The organism is Arthrobacter sp. BC5 (assembly GCF_056680255.1).
The window spans coordinates 3,126,561-3,144,858 of the sequence record NZ_CM155273.1 but is presented as its reverse complement, the minus strand read 5'-3'; the positions used below and the strand labels follow the sequence as shown (position 1 = coordinate 3,144,858).

The following is an 18,298-nucleotide window of genomic DNA, read 5'->3' as shown; positions in this document are numbered from 1 at the left end:
CCGGGATACCGGGTGCCCCGTCGAGCCGGAACGGATGCACCACGATGACTGAGGCCACGAGCCTGACTCCGGTCAAACCCACCGAATCCGAGCTGCTGGTGGTGACCGGCATGTCGGGCGCCGGGCGCAGTACGGCTGCGAACGCCCTGGAGGACCACGGCTGGTACGTCGTGGAGAACCTGCCCCCGCAGATGCTCACCACCCTGACGGAGCTCGTCGCCCGGACGCCGCAGTCCATCCCGAAGCTCGCCGTCGTCATCGACGTGCGCGGCAAGGAGCTCTTCAACGACATCAAGGCCTCCCTGGACGGGCTTCGCTCGGCCGGGGTGAACTATCGCGTGCTCTTCCTGGACGCGGACGACGACGTGCTGGTCCGCCGTTTCGAGCAGGGCCGCCGCCCGCATCCCCTCCAGGGGGACGGCCGGATCCTGGACGGCATCGCCGAGGAACGTGAGGTACTCAAGGAACTGAAGCACTCCTCGGACGTCGTGGTCGACACGACGAACCTCAACGTGCACGCCCTGGCCACCAGTGTCACGGAGCTCTTCTCCGAGTCCGGGCCGATCGTCCTCCGGCTCAACGTCATGAGCTTCGGCTTCAAGTACGGCCTCCCCGTGGATGCCAACTACGTGGCCGACGTCCGCTTCATCCCCAATCCGCACTGGGTGCCCGTCCTGCGTCCGCAGACGGGCCTCGACGCACCAGTACGCGACTACGTCCTCGGTGCTCAGGGCGCGGGCGACTTCATCGACCGGTACGTGCATGCGCTAGTCCCCGTCCTCGATGGGTACCGCCGCGAGAACAAGCACTACGCCACCATCGCCGTCGGGTGCACGGGCGGCAAGCACCGCTCGGTCGCGGTCACCGAGGAGATCGCGCAGCGCCTGGCGCAGCTTCCGGGCGTGCAGGTCACCGCACACCACCGCGACCTCGGACGTGAGTAGTGGCGCTGTTCTCCGGGCCGTTGCCCCTCGTCCCTCCCGCTGCGCGCAGGCACGGTGAGGGACAGGGCTCCGGGCCCTCCGTCGTCGCGCTCGGTGGTGGCCACGGGCTCTCCGCCTCGCTGTCCGCACTGCGCCTCCTCACGCAGGAGCTGACGGCCGTGGTGACGGTGGCCGACGACGGAGGATCCTCCGGCCGGCTCCGGCACGAGCTCGGAGTGCTTCCTCCCGGAGACCTCCGCATGGCGCTCTCGGCGCTCTGCGACGACACCGACTGGGGCCGCACCTGGCGCGACGTCATGCAGCACCGCTTCACCTCCCGGGACGGGGTGGCCGGTTCACTCGACGACCACGCCATGGGCAACCTGCTCATCGTCACGCTGTGGGAACTGCTGGGTGATCCGGTGGCCGGCCTGCAGTGGGCCGGTGCCCTGCTCGGGGCGCGCGGCAGGGTCCTGCCGATGGCCGGCGTACCCCTGACCATCGAGGGCGATGTCCTCAGCGAGGTGCAGGGATCGCTGCGCGTCAGGACCATCACCGGGCAGGCCGAGCTCGCGGTCGCCGCCGAGACCGGCAACGTCGGCAGCGTACGCCTCCTCCCGTCCGGCGCCCCCGCCTGCGCGGACGCACTGGAGGCCGTCGAACTGGCCGACTGGGTCATCCTGGGCCCGGGCTCCTGGTACACCTCCGTGCTGCCGCATCTGCTGCTTCCCGAACTGCGGGACGCCCTGTGCCGCACATCGGCCAAGCGCTGCCTCACCATGAACCTGAGCAACGACACCAAGGAGACCCAGGGGATGAGTGCGATCGACCACCTGAACGTCATCTCACGGTATGCGCCAGGATTCACGGTCGACGTGGTGCTCGCGGATCCGGCCGTCATAGCCGATCGCTCCGAGTTCGAGGAAGCGGTCGAGGGGATGGGCGGACGCGCGGTCTTCGGTACAGTGGGAGTTTCGACCGGCAAGCCCGTCCATGATCCGCTACGGCTGGCGACGTCCTACAACGACATGTTCGGAGAGAACTAGGAGTGTATCTGTGGCCCTGACCGCCGACGTCAAAGAGGAGCTCTCGCACCTCGACGTCAAGAAGTCCTCGGTCCGCAAGGCCGAGGTGTCCGCGCTGCTGAGATTCGCCGGTGGACTCCACATCATCTCGGGCAGGATCGTCATCGAAGCCGAAGTGGACCTCGCCTCGACGGCCCGCCGGCTGCGTGCGGCCATCGCCGAGGTGTACGGCCACAACAGCGAGATCATCGTCGTCACGGGCGGGGGACTGAAGCGCGGCAACCGGTATGTGGTGCGCGTGGTGCGCGACGGTGAATCCCTGGCCCGCCAGACCGGGCTGCTCGACGGCCGCGGACGCCCCGTCCGGGGCCTGCCGTCCGCCGTCGTCAACGGGTCGACGGCGGACGCCGAGGCCGTGTGGCGCGGCGCCTTCCTCGCACACGGCTCACTCACGGAACCCGGGCGGTCCTCGTCCCTCGAGGTCACCTGCCCCGGCCCGGAGTCCGCCCTGGCGCTGGTCGGTGCCGCACGCCGGCTCGACATCGCCGCGAAGGCGCGGGAGGTCCGGGGCGTCGACCGCGTCGTGATCCGTGACGGTGACACCATCGCGGCCCTGCTCACCCGCATGGGCGCCCATGACGCGCTGATGGTCTGGGAGGAGCGACGGATGCGCAAGGAGGTCCGCGCGACGGCGAACCGCCTCGCCAACTTCGACGACGCGAACCTGCGCCGCTCCGCTCAGGCCGCCGTCGCAGCGGGCGCACGCGTGGAGCGCGCCCTCGAGATCCTCGGCGAGACCGTTCCTGATCACCTGCGGTACGCCGGGGAACTGCGCGTGGCCCACAAGCAGGCCAGCCTCGACGAACTCGGGCGTCTGGCCGACCCGCCCATGACGAAGGACGCCATCGCCGGACGCATCCGGAGGCTCCTCGCGATGGCGGACAAGAGGGCCTCCGACATCGGTATCCCTGGGACCGACGCCAATGTGACCCCGGACATGCTCGACGAGTGAATGAGTGCATAGGATGGAACGACAAGCCCGCTTCTGATCAAGCGGGGCGCCTGCCGTCGGGACTCCCGGAGGAGCTGCCGACCGCGCAGGTACCTGAGATCACTACATGGAGGACTACGTGAGCGAATACGTACTGCCGGATCTTGACTACGACTACGCGGCCCTGGAGCCGCACATCTCGGGCCGGATCATGGAGCTGCACCACTCCAAGCACCAGGCCACCTACGTCAAGGGCGCCAACGACGCCCTCGCGCAGCTCGCCGAGGCCCGCGCCACGGGCCAGTTCGGGACCATCCCCAAGCTCTCCAAGGACCTCGCGTTCCACGTCGGCGGCGTGATCAACCACAGCATCTTCTGGAAGAACATGTCCCCCGAGGGAGGCGACAAGCCCGAGGGTGAGCTCGCCGCGGCCCTGGACGACGCGTTCGGGTCCTTCGACGCGTTCCGCGCCCACTTCACCGCTGCTGCGACCTCCCTGCAGGGGTCGGGGTGGGCGGTGCTGGCGTACGAGCCGCTGGGCAAGAACATCGTGATCGAGCAGCTCTACGACCAGCAGGGCAACGTGCCGGTGGGTACCGTGCCGCTTCTGATGCTGGACATGTGGGAGCACGCGTTCTACCTGGACTACGTCAACGTCAAGCCCGATTACGTCAAGGCGTGGTGGAACCTGGTGAACTGGGCCGACGTCCAGACCCGCTTCCAGGCAGCCCGCACCGGGGCCTCCACCCTCATCACCCCCGGCCTCTGACACCCGGCCCCGAAGGGCCGGACCCCGAAGGGCCGCGGACGGGCAGGGCAGGCACCACGCCCACCCGATCCCGGCGAACATCGTCATGAGTGCGCGCGGAACGCCGCGCTGAGTAAGGTTGGAGCCGTGCAGGGAGTGATCCCGGCACGGCTCCCATGACGGGACACCGCTCCGCAGGGAGCCAGCAGGACCCGATCCACGTCGGCACGATGGTGTGCCCGGTACAGATTTATTCGTCGCCGGCGTCACCCGAGAAGGGTCAGCACGGCGGCACCACCTATGAAGGAGATGGAAACCAGTGACTACTCGTGTTGGAATCAATGGCTTCGGCCGCATCGGTCGCAACTACTTCCGCGCGGCCCTCGAGCAGGGCGCTGACCTCGAGATCGTTGCCGTCAACGACCTGACGAGCCCCGAGGCCCTCGCCCACCTGCTCAAGTACGACTCCGTCACCGGCCGCCTCAAGGCATCCGTCGAGGTGGACGGCGGCGACCTCGTGGTCGGCGGCAAGCGCGTCAAGGTGCTGGCCGAGCGCGACCCGGCGAAGCTCCCCTGGAAGGATCTCGGCGTCGACATCGTGATCGAGTCCACCGGGTTCTTCACCAAGGCGTCCGACGCGCAGAAGCACATCGACGCCGGCGCCCGGAAGGTCCTGATCTCCGCTCCCGCCTCCGACGAGGACCTCACCGTGGTGCTCGGCGTCAACGACGGCGACTACGACCCCGCGAACCACCACATCATCTCCAACGCGTCCTGCACCACGAACTGCCTCGGCCCCCTCGCCAAGGTGCTGAACGACTCCTTCGGCATCGAGCGCGGCCTCATGACGACGATCCACGCGTACACCGCCGACCAGAACCTCCAGGACGGCCCGCACAAGGACCTCCGCCGCGCCCGGGCCGCAGCGATCAACATGGTGCCCACCTCCACGGGTGCGGCGAAGGCGATCGGCCTCGTCCTGCCGGAGCTCAAGGGCAAGCTCGACGGCTACGCCATCCGCGTTCCCGTCCCCACCGGTTCGGCCACGGACCTGACGGTCACCCTGGGCCGTGAGGTCACCGCGGAGGAGGTCAACGCCGCCTACAAGGCTGCCGCTGCCGATGGCTCGCTCAAGGGCTACCTCTCCTACACGGAGGACCCCATCGTCTCCTCGGACATCGTGACGGACCCGGCGTCGTGCATCTTCGACTCCGGCCTGACGAAGGTCCTCGGCAACCAGGTCAAGGTCGTGGGCTGGTACGACAACGAGTGGGGCTACTCGAACCGCCTGGTGGACCTGACCGAAATCGTCGCTGCCAAGCTCTCCTAGGCGATCGCCCGTGGCTTACGCATCTCTCGACGACCTGCTCGCCGAAGGCGTCCGGGGGCGCCGCGTCCTCGTCCGTTCGGACCTCAACGTGCCCCTCGAGGGCGAGGTCCCGGAGCTCAGGGTCACCGACGACGGCCGCGTGCGCGCGTCCCTGCCCGTTCTGCGCAAGCTGAGCGAGGCAGGGGCGGCAGTCATCGTGCTCGCCCACCTCGGTCGTCCGAAGGGCGCCCCCGAGGAGAAGTACTCCCTCAAGCCGGCCGTCGATGCCCTGCGCGGGCTCGCGGACTTCCCGGTGAGCCTCGCGACGGACACCACGGGGGAGGGTGCCCGCCGTGCGGCCGCAGCGCTCTCCGAGGGTGAGGTGCTGGTCCTCGAGAACGTGCGCTTCGATGCGCGCGAGACCAGCAAGGACGACGCCGAGCGCGCGGCGTTCGCCCGTGAGCTGGCCGCCCTCGTCGGCGCGGACGGCGCGTACGTCGATGACGCCTTCGGAGCCGTCCACCGCAAGCACGCGAGCGTCTACGACGTCGCGTCGCTGCTGCCCGCCTACCAGGGAGACCTGGTCAAGGCGGAGCTCGTGGTCCTCGAGAAGCTGACGAAGGACCCCCAGCGGCCCTTCGTCGTCGTGCTCGGCGGATCCAAGGTGTCCGACAAGCTCGCCGTGATCGAGAACCTGATCGGCACCGCCGACCGGATCCTCGTGGGCGGCGGCATGGTCTTCACGTTCCTCGCGGCCCAGGGCCACAAGGTCGGCGCGAGCCTGCTGGAGGAGGACCAGCTCGACACCGTCCGCGGTTACCTCGAGCGAGGTTCCCGGGACGGGACGCAGTTCGTCCTGCCGACGGACATCATCGTGGCGGAGAAATTCGCAGCGGACGCCGGATCCAGCGTGGTCGCAGCCGACGCCATCGAGTCGGGCCCCTACGGGGGGTCCGGCATCGGACTCGACATCGGGCCTGTCACGGGAGAGGACTTCGCGGCTAACATCGCCGAGGCGAAGACGGTGTTCTGGAACGGGCCGATGGGCGTCTTCGAGTTCGAAGCGTTCGCCGGCGGGACGCGGGCCGTCGCGCAGGCCCTCGTCGACGCCCAGGCGAACGGTGCCCTCACGGTGGTCGGCGGCGGAGACTCCGCAGCCGCCGTGCGCGGCCTCGGCTTCGCCGACGATCAGTTCGGCCACATCTCGACCGGTGGAGGCGCGAGCCTCGAGTACCTCGAGGGCAAGGAACTGCCCGGTCTGACGGCGCTCGTCCGCGACTAGCGGGCAGCACCGGCACGACCAGCCGCCCCTTTCCGGCGGCACCGGAATGGCGGGATCCGCACGGCCTGCGCCGTGCGGATCCCGCCGTCATGAAACGAACAGAAGAGAGTACGACGATGACCACCTCGACCAACGGCGCCTTCGACCGCCGGCCCCTCATCGCGGGCAACTGGAAGATGAACCTCGACCACATGCAGGGCATCACCTTCCTGCAGAAGCTTGCCTGGACCCTCGACGACGCGGGCCACGACTTCTCGCGCGTCGAGGTGTCGGTGTTCCCGCCCTTCACCGACCTGCGCGGCGTCCAGACCCTCGTGAAGGGTGACAACCTGGAGGTCGTCTACGGCGGGCAGGACCTCTCGCCGGAGGACTCCGGCGCGTACACGGGCGACATCTCGGGACAGTTCCTGAGCAAGCTCGACTGCACCTACGTGCTGGTGGGCCACTCGGAGCGCCGCACCATCCACTCGGAGTCGGACGAGCTGCTCAACCGCAAGGTACAGGCCGCCTACCGGCACGGGCTCGTCCCGGTCCTCTGCGTCGGGGAGGGCCTCGAGGTCCGCCAGGCAGGCACGCATGTCGCGCACACCCTCGAGCAGCTCCGCCAGGGCGTGGCCGGATTGTCGGCGGAGCAGGCAGCGACACTCGTGGTCGCCTACGAGCCCGTCTGGGCGATCGGCACCGGCGAGGTCGCCGGCCCCGAGGACGCGCAGGAGATGTGCGCCGCTCTCCGCGCCGAACTCGGCTCGCTGTTCGACGCCGGGACCGCCTCGAAGACGCGCCTCCTGTACGGCGGCTCCGTGAAGGCGGCCAACGCTGCGAGCATCCTCAAGGAGCGGGACGTCGACGGCGTCCTGGTCGGCGGTGCGAGCCTCGACGTAGCCGAGTTTGCTAGTATTGTCAGGTTCGAACAGCATCTGGTGACAGACTAGTTCCGTGCGCCTGCCGCTCCACCGAGCGGCTACCGAGCCTTGAAAGGGCCCCGTGGAAATCCTTCGTATCATCCTGCTCGTCCTGCTCGGGATCACCAGCCTCCTGCTGACCCTGCTGATCCTGCTCCACAAGGGTCGTGGCGGCGGCATGTCGGACATGTTCGGTGGCGGCATGACCTCGAGCATGGGATCCTCCGGGGTGGCCGAGCGCAACCTCAACCGCTTCACGGTGGCCCTCGGCCTCGCATGGGGAGTCGTCATCATCTCGCTGGGACTCATCCAGCGGTTCGCCGGCGAGTCGTAGGCTCCGGTCCGTTCCAGCGTTCCACGGAGAATGCCCCCGCTTCCAGCAGGAAGCGGGGGCATTCTCCGTAGCAGGGCCGTGAGGTCAGGCGGGCACGTCGTCCTCGTGGTCGATCAGGCGACCCGGCAGTTTCTGCGCGGCGTCCTGGTCGACCAGCCACAGAGTCTTGCGCACCCCGCGCACGCCGGCCGCGGGAACCTGCACGTGCCCGGCTCCGGCCAGGGCGAGTCCGACGGCGCCGGCCTTGTCGCTGCCGCTGACGGAGAGCCAGACCTCCTGGGCGGTGTTGATCGCCTCGAGGGTCAGGGAGATGCGCTGCGGGGGAGGCTTCGGCGCGTCGGCGACGCCCACCGTCGTCGCGCCCCTGGTGCGGATGCCCGCCATCTCCGGGAAGAGGGACGCGATGTGCGCGTCAGGTCCGACGCCCAGCAGGAGCAGGTCGAAGCGCGGGAGGCGCGGATCCTGCTGCACCGTCTCCCCGTCCGCTGCGAGTTCTGACCGGGCTGCCGCCGCGAGCTGTTCGGCGTAGTCCAGCGCGGCAGCGTCCTCGTCGGGGAACTCGTCCTTCGACCCGAACTCGTGGATCTTGACGGGGTCCACGGCGATGCGGTCGAGGAGGGCGGCCCGCGCCTGGACCGCGTTCCGGTCCGGATCCTCAGCACGCAGGAAGCGCTCGTCGCCCCACCAGAAATGGACGTTCGCCCAGTCGACGGCCGTATGGGCCGGGGACTCGACGACGGCCTGCAGTACCGCGGTGCCGACGGATCCGCCGGTGAGGACGACCGTCGCCGTTCCCCGATCGCTCTGCACGTCGACGAGGCGGGTGATCAGTCGGGCGGCCACGGCGGCTGCCAGGGAGCTCTGGGAAGGATGGATGCTGACTTTCGGTTCAGCGCTCACTCGTCTGCACACTCCTTAGGTTGGTTCGGGCGAGACCCTCGGTGATGACCTCGCCGAATACTTCGTCCGGATCGAGCCGCCTCAGCTCCTCCGCGAGACAATCGCGGAGTCCCCTGCGAGGAAGGGAGATGTGCTGCACCGGCTGGTGCGGCTGGTACAGCTCAGCGACGTCGTGGCCGGGACGGTGCAGTTCGATGTCGCCACCGCTCCTGGCCAAGCGCACGCGCTTGAGGCCCGTCCCGGCCGGTCCCGCAGCGATCGTCACGGGGACATCCAGCGCCTTCGTCAGCCAGGCGGCGAGCAGTACCGTGCTGGGGGAGTCGGAGGCACCCTCGACCGTCACCGCGGTGATGGGCTCGTCGCCCTCCAGCTGGTCCAGCACCGCCGCGAGCTGGATCCGCCAGTTGGTCAGGCGCGTCCAGGCGAGGTCCGTGTCACCGGCGGCGTAGGTGCTGCTGATGTTGAACAGCGCGGCCGTCGGGTCCGCCTCGTTCGCGGAGTCGGTGATCCTGCGATGCGCGATGCTGCCGATCGACGTCCGGCATGCCGCCTGCGGGACGCCGTGCGGCCACCAGGCCACGATCGGAGCGTCCGGCAGCAGGAGCGCGGACACGAGCGATTCGTTCTCGTGCGCGAGCTCGCCGTACCCGCGGAGCACGACCACCTCCGAGGCTCCGGCGTCGCCGCCCACGCGGATCTGGCCGTCGAGCCGGGTGGGCTCGTCCGGTGATTCCTCGGCGAGGACGATGATGCGGCACGGGTGCTCCCGGCTCGCCTGGTTCGCCGCGTCGATCGCCTGCTCCTCGTAGCCGGACTTGGTGATGACGACCAGCGTCAGCACGCGCCCGAGCGCGACGACGCCACCGCGGTCGCGCAACGCCATCAGTTCCTTCGACACCTTCGAGGTGGTGGTGTCGGGCAGGTTCACGATCATGGCCTTCTCCAGGTACGTCCGTCGGCTGCGAGCAGCTCGTCAGCGGATGCGGGACCCCAGCTCCCCGGTACATAGGGTTCGGGCTGGCCGTCGAGGGACTCCCAGTACTTCTCGAACGGGTCGAGGATCTTCCAGGACAGTTCCACTTCCGCGTGCCGCGGGAAGAGCGGCGGCTCGCCGAGCAGGACGTCGAGGATGAGCCGCTCGTAGGCCTCGGGGCTGGACTCCGTGAAGGAATGGCCGTAGCCGAAGTCCATGGTCACGTCGCGGACCTCGGTCTGCGTCCCGGGCACCTTCGAGCCGAAGCGGATGGTCACGCCCTCGTCGGGCTGGACACGGATGACGACGGCGTTCTGCCCGAAGTCCTCCTCGTGATGGTCCCGGAACAGCAGGTTGGGCGCCCGCTTGAAGACCACTGCTATCTCCGTGACCCTGCGGCCGAGCCGCTTCCCGGCCCGCAGGTAGAACGGCACGCCGGACCAGCGGCGCGTGTTGATGTCCAGGCGCAGCGCGGCGAAGCTCTCCGTCGTGGAATCGGCAGGGATGCCGTCCTCCTCGAGGAAGCCGTTCACGCGCTCACCGCCCTGCCACCCGGCGCCGTACTGGCCGCGGGCCGACCTTCCGGAGAGGTCCTCCGGCAGGGACACGGCCGCGAGGACCTTCTCCTTCTCGGACCGGAGGTGGTCCGCGTCGAACGAGATGGGTTCCTCCATCGCCGTCAGGGCCAGCAGCTGCAGCAGGTGGTTCTGGATGACGTCACGCGCCGCACCCACGCCGTCGTAATATCCTGCCCTGCTGCCGATCCCGATGTCCTCGGCCATGGTGATCTGGACGTGATCCACGTAGTTGGCGTTCCACAGCGGTTCGAAGAGCTGGTTCGCGAAGCGCAGCGCCAGGATGTTCTGGACGGTCTCCTTGCCCAGGTAGTGATCGATCCGGAAGACCGCGTCGGGAGGGAAGACCTCCTCGACGATGCCGTTCAGTTCGCGCGCGGATTCGAGGTCGTGACCGAAAGGCTTCTCGATGACCACCCGGCGCCACTGGCCGTCGTCCGGCTGCGCCAGCCCGTGCTCGGAGAGCTTCTGGCAGACCGTCTCGAACGCGTTGGGCGGGATGGAGAGGTAGAACGCGTGGTTGCCGCGGGTTCCCCTGCTCTGGTCCAGGTCCTCGAGGCATTCCCTGAGGTTCTTGAACGCCTCGTCGTCGTCGAAGTTGCCGGTGACGAAACGGATGCCCGCGGAGAGCTGCTCCCACACCGTCTCGTTGAAGGGCGTCCGTGCGTACTGCGTCACCGACTCCCTGACCTGTTCCACGAACTCCTCGCGCGTCCACTCGCGGCGGCCGAAGCCGACGAGGCCGAAGCTCGGGGGCAGCAGCCCCCGGTTCGCGAGATCGTAGATGGCCGGCATGAGCTTCTTCCGGGCGAGATCGCCCGTCACGCCGAACAGGACGAGCGACGAGGGCCCGGCGATCCGGCTGAGCCGCCTGTCACGCGGGTCCCGCAGCGGATTGGCGGCTTTCGCCGTCGTGCTTCCAGGCATACTCACCCGATCCCGTGATGGCCCTGGCCGGAGGCGAGGGTGGAGATGACGGTCCGCAGCTGTTCGACTCCGGCCGCGCGGTCCGTGAGGTGCAGCCGCAGGACAGGGCGTCCGGAATCCGCGAGCACCTGGGCGTCGCCGGCGGCCTGTGCGGAGATGAGCTCCCCGAACGTGAAGGGCCGGTCGGGGATGGCGAGGTCCGCGCTGCCGGCACCGGTGAGCTGCAGGTAGGCGCCGATGGGCGAGCCACCCTTGTGGTACTGGCCCGTGGAGTGCAGGAAGCGCGGGCCCCAGCCGAAGGTGACCGGACGGCCCGTGGCCGCGGCGAGCGGCGAGCGGATCTCCTCGAGGGCCGCCTGGCGGTGGCGATCGAGGTAGGCCTGCACGGAGAGGTACCCGTTGGCCGGGAGTGCGGCGAGGAGGGCCTCGAGCGCTCCGGCGACCGTACCGGACGAACCGAGGAGGGAGGCGTCGCCCCGCACCTCGATGACTCCGTCGACGAAGGCGGCGGGGGCCGGTTCGGGCTGAGCATCCAGCAGGCCGCGGGCGGCCTTCTTGGCCGCCTCGACGTCCGGCTGGTCGAACGGGTTGATGCCCAGCAGGCGTCCGGCGACCGCGACGGCGTACTCCCAGACGAAGATCTGGCTCCCGAGGGTGCCGCTCACGGTGACGCGCGTACCGTCCGTGAGCTCGTCGCTCGGTGCCTCGTCGAACGGCGCGAGGAGCACGGGCAGGACGTCGTCCGCCACCTCCGCCAGCTCCGGCGCGTCGATCGATGCGACGACCGGCAGCAGGCCGGTTCCGAGCTTGCCGGTCGATTCGGCGATCAGCTGTTCCGCCCAGTCGGCGAAGCCGGGCAGGCCCGCGCCCGCGTCGGCGAACACGATCTTGTCGCGGAGCGGGGCTGTTCCACCGAGGACGGCGCCGAGCTGCAGGCCCACGTTGTCGTCGACGTCGTCCCCGAGGAATTCCGCACTGTCCTCGGCGTCGTCGAGCAGGGTCCCGACGTCCGCTCCGGCGAGGCCGGACGGAACGAGGCCGAACGCCGTCAGCGCGGAGTAGCGGCCGCCGACCTCCGGGTCCGCGTTGAAGACCTTCCGGTAGCCGGCCTCACGGGACGCCTCGTCCAGCGGTGAGCCGGGGTCGGTGACGATGATGATGCGCGATGCCGCGTCGATCCCGGCGTCGGTGAAGGCCTGCTCGAACAGGCGCCGTTGCGAGTCCGTCTCCACGGTGGAGCCGGACTTCGACGAGACGACGATCGCGGTGCGCTGCAGGTCCTCCTCGAGGGCTGCGCGGACCTGTTCGGGGTCCGTGGCGTCGAGGACCACGAGCGGAACGCCGGCCGCCTTCGTGATGACCTCGGGTGCGAGCGACGAGCCGCCCATGCCGCAGAGCACGATCCGGTCGATGCCTTCCGCCTGGAGATCGGCCCGGAGCCCGGCGATCTCCGGCAGCAGTGCGCGGGAGCCTTCGAACAGGTCGACCCAGCCGAGGCGGATCGAAGCCTCCGCTTCGGCGTCGCTACCCCACAGCGTGGCGTCCTTCGCCAGGAGGCGGGAGGCGAAACGATCCTGTACGAGGGCGGGCACGGCCGATTCGATGGCGGCAAGGGCCGCGCCGGACGCGGTGAGAGCGAATGAGCCCACGGAGATCAGCCCTTTGCTGCGTCGAGTGCGGTCTGGACGGTCTCGAGCAGTTCCGACCAGCTGGTGACGAACTTGTCGAGGCCCTCGGTCTCGAGCTGCTCGACGACCTCGTCGTAGGAGATGCCGATGGCGTCGAGCTGGTTGAGGACCTCGTTGGACTCCTCGTACGTGCCCGTGATGGTGTCGCCCTCGACGACGCCGTGGTCGGCCATGGCCTCGAGCGTCTTCTCCGGCATGGTGTTCACGACGTTCGGTGCGACGAGGCCTGCGACGTAGAGCGTGTCCGGGAGGTTCGGGTCCTTGACTCCCGTGGAGGCCCAGAGGGGACGCTGCGCGTTGCCGCCGGCGGACTTCAGGACCTGCCAGCGCTCGGTGGAGAACTGCTCCTGGAAGACCTGGTACGCGAGGCGCGCGTTGGCGAGGCCCGCCTTGCCCTTGAGCGCGGTGGCCTCGGCGGTCCCGATGGCGTCGAGGCGCGCGTCGATCTCGGCATCGACGCGGGAGACGAAGAAGGATGCGACCGAGTGGATCTTGGCGAGGTCGTGTCCGTTCTCCTTCGCCTGCTCGAGGCCCACCATGAAGGCGTTGATGACGGCGCGGTAGCGCTCGAGGGAGAAGATCAGGGTGACGTTGACGCTGATGCCGGCCGCCAGGGTCGAGGAGATGGCCTCCAGGCCTTCGACGGTCGCCGGGATCTTGATGAGCACGTTGGTGCGCTGCACCTTGGCGTGGAGGCGCTTGGCCTCCGCGACCGTTCCCGCGGTGTCGCGGGACAGGCGGGGGTCCACCTCGATGGAGACGCGGCCGTCGGCGCCGTGGGTGCGCTCGGCCTCCTCGGCGAAGATGTCGCAGGCCTGCGCGACGTCGTGCGTGGTGATGTCGAAGACGGCCTGGTCGACGTCGGCGCCGGCCTCCGCCAGTGCACCGACCTGCGAGGCGTAGGACTCGCCCTTCTTGAGCGCCGCGGCGAAGATGCTCGGGTTGGTCGTGACGCCCACGACGTTGCGGTCCTCGATGAGGTGCTTGAAGGCGCCCGAGTTGATGCGCTCCCGCGAGAGGTCGTCGAGCCAGATCGATACGCCGGCGGCCGAGAGATCAGCTGTGGGTGTTGTCATGGTGTGCTCCTTTTCCGCTTCCGCGGAATGTGTGCTGGGAAATTCTGCTGGAGATTCTGCTGGAGGTACGGGACGAGTGTGGGGTTACTGCTGGTCGCCGGTCTCGGTGGCCCGGTGGCCCGAGGCCATGGCAGCCGTGCCGTTGGGTGCCAGCGGGTCGGCGGCTACGGCCTCCAGGGAGTCCTTGGCGGCCGCGACGACGGCGTCGGTCGTGATGCCGAACTCGCGGTAGAGCGTCTTGTAGTCCGCCGAGGCACCGAAGTGCTCGAGCGAGACGCTGCGGCCGGCGTCACCGACGATCCCGTGCCAGCTCTGCGAGACGCCGGCCTCGACGGAGACGCGGGCGCGGACCGTGCGCGGCAGCACGCTCTCACGGTAGGAGGCGTCCTGGGCGTTGAACCACTCCAGGCACGGCATCGAGACGACGCGCGCCGAGATACCCTGCGCCCCGAGGGCCTCGCGGGCCTCGACGGCGAGCTGGACCTCGGACCCGGTGCCGATCAGGATGACGTCGGGCGAACCGTTCGTCGCTTCCGCGAGCACGTAGCCGCCCTTCGCGACGCCCTCGGCCGAACCGAAGGTCTCGCCCTCTGCTGCGCCCTCGCCCCGCTCGTAGGTCGGGATGTTCTGGCGCGTCAGCACGATACCCGCCGGGTTCTCGGTGTTCTCGAGGATGGTGCGCCACGCGACGGCGACCTCGTTCGCGTCACCGGGGCGGACGACGTCGAGCCCCGGGATGGTGCGCAGCGAGGAGAGCTGCTCGACCGGCTGGTGCGTGGGACCGTCCTCGCCGAGACCGATCGAGTCGTGCGTCCAGACGTAGATGGCCGGGACGCCCATCAGGGCGCCGAGCCGCACGGCGGGGCGCTGGTAGTCGCTGAAGATCAGGAAGGTGCCGGAGAAGGCCCGCGTGCTGCTGTGCATCACGATGCCGTTGACGATCGCCGCTGCGGCGTGCTCGCGGATACCGAAGTGCAGCACGCGCCCGTACTGGTTACCGGACCAGGACTTGGTCTGGCGGCCCTCGGGGATGAACGACGGCGACCCCTCGATGGTGGTGTTGTTCGACTCCGCGAGGTCGGCGCTGCCGCCCCACAGCTCCGGAAGGGCCGGACCGATGGCGGTGAGCACCTTGCCGGACGCGGCACGCGTGGACATGTCCTTGCCCGCCTCGAACGAGGGAAGGCTGGCTTCCCAGCCCTCGGGCAGCGTGCGGGCCTGGATGCGCTCGAGCAGTGCCGCCTCGTCGGCGTGGCCGGCCTTCCAGGCGTCGAAGCCCTCCTGCCAGGCGCTGTGGGCCTCGGAGCCGCGCTGCACCACGCCGCGTGCGTGCTCCAGGACCTCCGGGTCGACGTCGAAGTGCTTGTCCGGGTCGAACCCGAGGGCCTCCTTGAGGGCTGCCACCTCGTCCTTGCCCAGGGCCGAGCCGTGGATCTTGCCCGTGTTCTGCTTGTTCGGAGCCGGGAACCCGATGATGGTGCGCAGCGAGACGATGCTCGGCTTCGACGTCTCGTTCTTCGCCGCGACGAGGGCGGAGTAGAGCTCGGCCACGTCCTCGACGTACTCGCCGGTCTTCGTCCAGTCCACGCGCTGGGTGTGCCAGCCGTAGGCCTCGTAGCGCTTCAGGACATCCTCCGTGAACGCGATGTCCGTGTCGTCCTCGATCGAGATGTGGTTCTCGTCGTAGAGCACCACGAGGTTGCCCAGCTGCTGGTGGCCCGCGAGGGAGGACGCCTCGGACGTCACGCCTTCCTGGAGGTCGCCGTCGGAGGCGATGACCCAGATGGTGTGGTCGAAGGGGCTGGTACCGGCCGGCGCGTCGGCGTCGAACATGCCGCGCTGGCGGCGCTGGCCGTAGGCGAAACCGACCGAGGTCGCGAGGCCCTGGCCCAGCGGTCCCGTGGTGATCTCCACGCCCTTGGTGTGGCGGTACTCGGGGTGGCCGGGGGTCAGCGAGCCCCACGTGCGCAGGGCCTTCAGGTCATCGAGCTCCAGGCCGTAGCCCGACAGGAAGAGCTGGATGTAGAGGGTCAGCGAGGTGTGCCCGGGGGAGAGGACGAAGCGGTCGCGCCCGGTCCACTCGGGATCCGTCGGGTCGTGCCGCATCAGCTTCTGGAACAGGAGGTACGCCGCCGGGGCCAGGCTCATGGCCGTTCCCGGGTGTCCGTTGCCCACCTTCTCCACGGCGTCCGCCGCGAGGATTCGGACCGTGTCGACCGCCTTCCGGTCGAGTTCGGTCCAGGTCAGTTCCTGCTCTTGCGTCTGTGGCACGTTTCCGGGCCCCTCTCTGTGCGGAACGGCCGTCGACGGGAAGTGCCTCCAGGCACGCCGTCGGGCTGGCCGTTCACCATTGAATACTGCGAAGTTCGGCTCCGACCGCGGACAGCATCGAACCCGACGACTTGTTCCGGGCATGTTTCCACAGCGGGCTTTCGAACCCACACTATCCCTTCCGGCTCACGTTGCGGCCTGGGAGTCGAAGAATGTCGTAACTCACATCCCGGGGTTGCACGGCAGCCGGGGCAGGGCCCCGGGAGCAGCCCGGCAGGCAGGCCCCGGCGGGCACGGACGGCACACCCCGGCAAGCGCCGGGTCCGCATGGCCCGGCGCCAATTTCTACAGAGCGTAAAAGGGTATGATGGACATTGTCTTTTACTCCGGAAGAAACGAAAGTGTTGCCTTGTGAAGACCCAGCAGGTTCCTGCTCCGGCACGTTCCCCGCAGGCCCGTCAGGGTTTCGGCCGCAAAGCGAAGGCCTACCTCGCTCTGACGAAGCCCCGCGTGATCGAACTCCTCCTGGTGACCACTCTTCCCACCATGATCTTCGCGCAGGGCGGTTTCCCCCCGCTCGGCCTCATCCTCGCCACCATGATCGGCGGCGCCCTCGCAGCAGGCAGCGCCGGGGCCTTCAACTGCTACATCGACCGCGACATCGACAAGCTGATGCACCGGACGGAGAACCGGCCGCTCGTCACGGGTGAGGTGACACCGCGCGAGGCCCTCGTGTTCTCCTGGATCCTCGGCGTCGTGGCGATCGTCGTGCTGTGGTTCGGCGCGAACCCGCTGGCTGGAATGCTCGGCGTCGCCGCGATCTTCCTCTACGTCGTCGTGTACACGCTGGTGCTCAAGCGCCGCACCTCGCAGAACATCGTCTGGGGCGGCGCCGCCGGCTGCATGCCGGTCCTCATCGCCTGGGCGGCGGTCACCGGGTCGGTCGAGTGGCCCGCCGTCGTCCTGTTCCTCATCATCTTCCTCTGGACACCCCCGCACTACTGGCCGCTGTCCATGAAGTACAGCGACGACTACCGGGCGGCCAGCGTCCCGATGCTCGGCGCGATCGCCGGGGCACGCGTGGTGTCCGTGCAGGTCGTGCTCTACGCCTGGGCCATGGTGGCATGCTCGCTCCTGCTGATACCCGCCGGCGCTGGCTGGGTCTACTCGGCCGCTGCGCTCATCGGCGGAGCATGGTTCATCCGCGAGTCCCACCGGCTGTACTTCCTGGCCCAGCAGGGAGAGCTCAGCAGCAAGGCCGCGATGAAGGTCTTCCACGGCTCCATCAGCTACCTCACCGTGCTCTTCCTGGCCCTGGCCATCGATCCCTTCGTCGGCTCGGCCGTCCTGCCCTGAGCCGGCGGTACGGCCCCCGGACGGATCCGGACTCCGTCCGGGATGAGCGGCGCGACCCGGTCCGGGGGCCGCACCCCCTAGGCTGGCGTGCATGGACTTCACCGGCCTGATCGCCTACCCCCTGACTCCCTTCGCCGCCGATGGCACAGTGGCCGTCGGAGCCCTGACCGGCCTCGTGGACGGACTCGCAGCCTCGCGCGTCGACGCGATCACCGTACTCGGGTCCTCGGGCAGCTTCGCCTACCTCGACCGCTCCGAACGCTCGCTGGTCGCCCGCACCGCCATCGGGGCGGTCGGCGGGCGACTGCCGGTCGCGGTGGGCGTCAGCTCCGTGGGTACGCGCGAGGTGCTCGATGCCGCCGTCGACGCCCAGGAGGCGGGCGCAGCGGGACTCGTGCTGTCTCCGGTCTCCTACGTACCCCTCACCGATGACGAGGTCCTGGCCCAGGTCCGGGCGGTCTGCGCCGCCACGGACCTGCCGGTCTGCCTCTACAACAACCCGGGCACCACCCAGTTCGACTACTCGCTGCAGGTGGTCGCGGAACTCGCCGTGCTGCCGCAGGTCGTCGCGTTCAAGGACACCGCAGCCGACGCCGCCACCTTCAACGGGCGCCACGCCGAACTTGCCGAGCTCGTGCCCGGCTCCTTCAGTCACGGCGTGAGCGGTGATCTGCTCATGATGACGGGTGAGGTCGCGGCCGACGCGTGGCACAGCGGGCCGGCCGCGCTGCTGCCGGACTACTACGCGCGCCTGAGGGCCGCCGTCCTGGGGGAGGATCAGCGGGAGATCGACCGCGTCCGCCACGTCCTCGGGCCCCTCGTGGACCACGTGGCCGGCCTGCGCAAGATCAGCGGGCTGCATCTCCTGGCGCGCGCGTGCGGCGTCGCGGCCGGGGACCCGCGCCCTCCGCTGCTGCCGAGCCCGGGATCTGAACTGCGTGAGCTGGGGCGGCTCCTCGACGTCCTCGAGTCCGAGTTCGACGACCGCTGACCCGGCGTCCTTCGGCCGGCCCCGTCC

General features: G+C 69.2%; 16 protein-coding genes. 10 read left to right on the top strand and 6 right to left on the bottom strand.

Annotated elements, in window-relative coordinates; genetic code table 11:
* Positions 1-44 precede the first annotated feature (44 nt).
* From rapZ to secG, 8 genes are all read left to right on the top strand, one after another.
* Positions 45-944 (top strand): RNase adapter RapZ, encoded by a 900-nt coding sequence (gene rapZ, locus AC1MFI_RS14725; RefSeq protein ID WP_479817797.1) that lies wholly within the window; start codon positions 45-47, stop codon positions 942-944.
* Positions 944-1,969: a gluconeogenesis factor YvcK family protein gene (locus AC1MFI_RS14720; protein WP_479817795.1), complete on the top strand. Its 1,026-nt coding sequence runs from the start codon at positions 944-946 to the stop codon at positions 1,967-1,969. The genes rapZ and AC1MFI_RS14720 overlap by 1 nt, the downstream gene beginning before the upstream one ends.
* Before the next feature lie 10 nt (positions 1,970-1,979).
* The gene (whiA, locus tag AC1MFI_RS14715) at positions 1,980-2,960 is read left to right on the top strand and encodes a DNA-binding protein WhiA (RefSeq protein WP_479817794.1); all 981 of its coding nucleotides are present in this window, start codon (positions 1,980-1,982) and stop codon (positions 2,958-2,960) included.
* 118 nt (positions 2,961-3,078) lie between these two features.
* Positions 3,079-3,708, top strand: a complete 630-nt coding sequence (locus AC1MFI_RS14710) for a superoxide dismutase (protein WP_400484116.1) — start codon at positions 3,079-3,081, stop codon at positions 3,706-3,708.
* A 298-nt stretch (positions 3,709-4,006) separates the two neighbouring features.
* Complete coding sequence (gap, locus tag AC1MFI_RS14705; RefSeq protein ID WP_479817793.1) at positions 4,007-5,017, top strand: type I glyceraldehyde-3-phosphate dehydrogenase; 1,011 nt, start codon at positions 4,007-4,009, stop codon at positions 5,015-5,017.
* Between the two features lie 10 nt (positions 5,018-5,027).
* Positions 5,028-6,278, top strand: a complete 1,251-nt coding sequence (locus AC1MFI_RS14700) for a phosphoglycerate kinase (protein WP_479817792.1) — start codon at positions 5,028-5,030, stop codon at positions 6,276-6,278.
* A 116-nt stretch (positions 6,279-6,394) separates the two neighbouring features.
* The gene (tpiA, locus tag AC1MFI_RS14695) at positions 6,395-7,210 is read left to right on the top strand and encodes a triose-phosphate isomerase (protein ID WP_479817791.1); all 816 of its coding nucleotides are present in this window, start codon (positions 6,395-6,397) and stop codon (positions 7,208-7,210) included.
* Between the two features lie 52 nt (positions 7,211-7,262).
* Positions 7,263-7,514, top strand: coding sequence for a preprotein translocase subunit SecG (secG, locus tag AC1MFI_RS14690; protein WP_400484112.1), 252 nt, complete (start codon positions 7,263-7,265; stop codon positions 7,512-7,514).
* An 84-nt stretch (positions 7,515-7,598) separates the two neighbouring features.
* On the opposite strand, the gene pgl is transcribed toward secG, so the two are convergent.
* The 6 genes from pgl to tkt form a co-directional block, all read right to left on the bottom strand.
* Positions 7,599-8,414 (bottom strand): 6-phosphogluconolactonase, encoded by an 816-nt coding sequence (pgl, locus tag AC1MFI_RS14685; RefSeq protein WP_479817790.1) that lies wholly within the window; start codon positions 8,412-8,414, stop codon positions 7,599-7,601.
* Positions 8,404-9,348, bottom strand: a complete 945-nt coding sequence (locus AC1MFI_RS14680; RefSeq protein WP_479817789.1) for a glucose-6-phosphate dehydrogenase assembly protein OpcA — start codon at positions 9,346-9,348, stop codon at positions 8,404-8,406. Before AC1MFI_RS14680 ends, pgl begins: the two co-directional genes overlap by 11 nt.
* Positions 9,345-10,889: a glucose-6-phosphate dehydrogenase gene (gene zwf, locus AC1MFI_RS14675; protein ID WP_479817788.1), complete on the bottom strand. Its 1,545-nt coding sequence runs from the start codon at positions 10,887-10,889 to the stop codon at positions 9,345-9,347. The genes AC1MFI_RS14680 and zwf overlap by 4 nt, the downstream gene beginning before the upstream one ends.
* 2 nt (positions 10,890-10,891) lie before the next feature.
* A complete protein-coding gene (locus AC1MFI_RS14670) occupies positions 10,892-12,538 on the bottom strand; it encodes a glucose-6-phosphate isomerase (RefSeq protein WP_479817786.1) in 1,647 nt (548 codons plus the stop codon).
* Positions 12,539-12,543: 5 nt separating this feature from the next.
* A complete protein-coding gene (gene tal, locus AC1MFI_RS14665) occupies positions 12,544-13,653 on the bottom strand; it encodes a transaldolase (RefSeq protein WP_479817785.1) in 1,110 nt (369 codons plus the stop codon).
* An 84-nt stretch (positions 13,654-13,737) separates the two neighbouring features.
* Entirely contained in the window at positions 13,738-15,924 is a 2,187-nt protein-coding gene (gene tkt / locus AC1MFI_RS14660) for a transketolase (protein ID WP_479817784.1), read from the bottom strand.
* A gap of 411 nt (positions 15,925-16,335) precedes the next feature.
* Between tkt and AC1MFI_RS14655 the strand changes: the two genes are divergently transcribed.
* Entirely contained in the window at positions 16,336-17,280 is a 945-nt protein-coding gene (locus AC1MFI_RS14655; protein WP_479817783.1) for a heme o synthase, read from the top strand.
* 91 nt (positions 17,281-17,371) lie between these two features.
* Positions 17,372-18,271, top strand: coding sequence for a dihydrodipicolinate synthase family protein (locus AC1MFI_RS14650; RefSeq protein WP_479817781.1), 900 nt, complete (start codon positions 17,372-17,374; stop codon positions 18,269-18,271).
* The last annotated feature ends 27 nt before the right edge of the window (positions 18,272-18,298 follow it).

Bases quoted from the DNA above. Each gene is read 5' to 3' on its own strand.
- tpiA (WP_479817791.1), top strand. From the start codon at position 6,395: ATGACCACCTCGACCAACGGCGCCTTCGACCGCCGGCCCCTCATCGCG.
- tal (WP_479817785.1), bottom strand. From the start codon at position 13,653: ATGACAACACCCACAGCTGATCTCTCGGCCGCCGGCGTATCGATCTGG.
- AC1MFI_RS14650 (WP_479817781.1), top strand. From the start codon at position 17,372: ATGGACTTCACCGGCCTGATCGCCTACCCCCTGACTCCCTTCGCCGCC.
- rapZ (WP_479817797.1), top strand. From the start codon at position 45: ATGACTGAGGCCACGAGCCTGACTCCGGTCAAACCCACCGAATCCGAG.
- zwf (WP_479817788.1), bottom strand. From the start codon at position 10,889: ATGCCTGGAAGCACGACGGCGAAAGCCGCCAATCCGCTGCGGGACCCG.
- AC1MFI_RS14680 (WP_479817789.1), bottom strand. From the start codon at position 9,348: ATGATCGTGAACCTGCCCGACACCACCACCTCGAAGGTGTCGAAGGAA.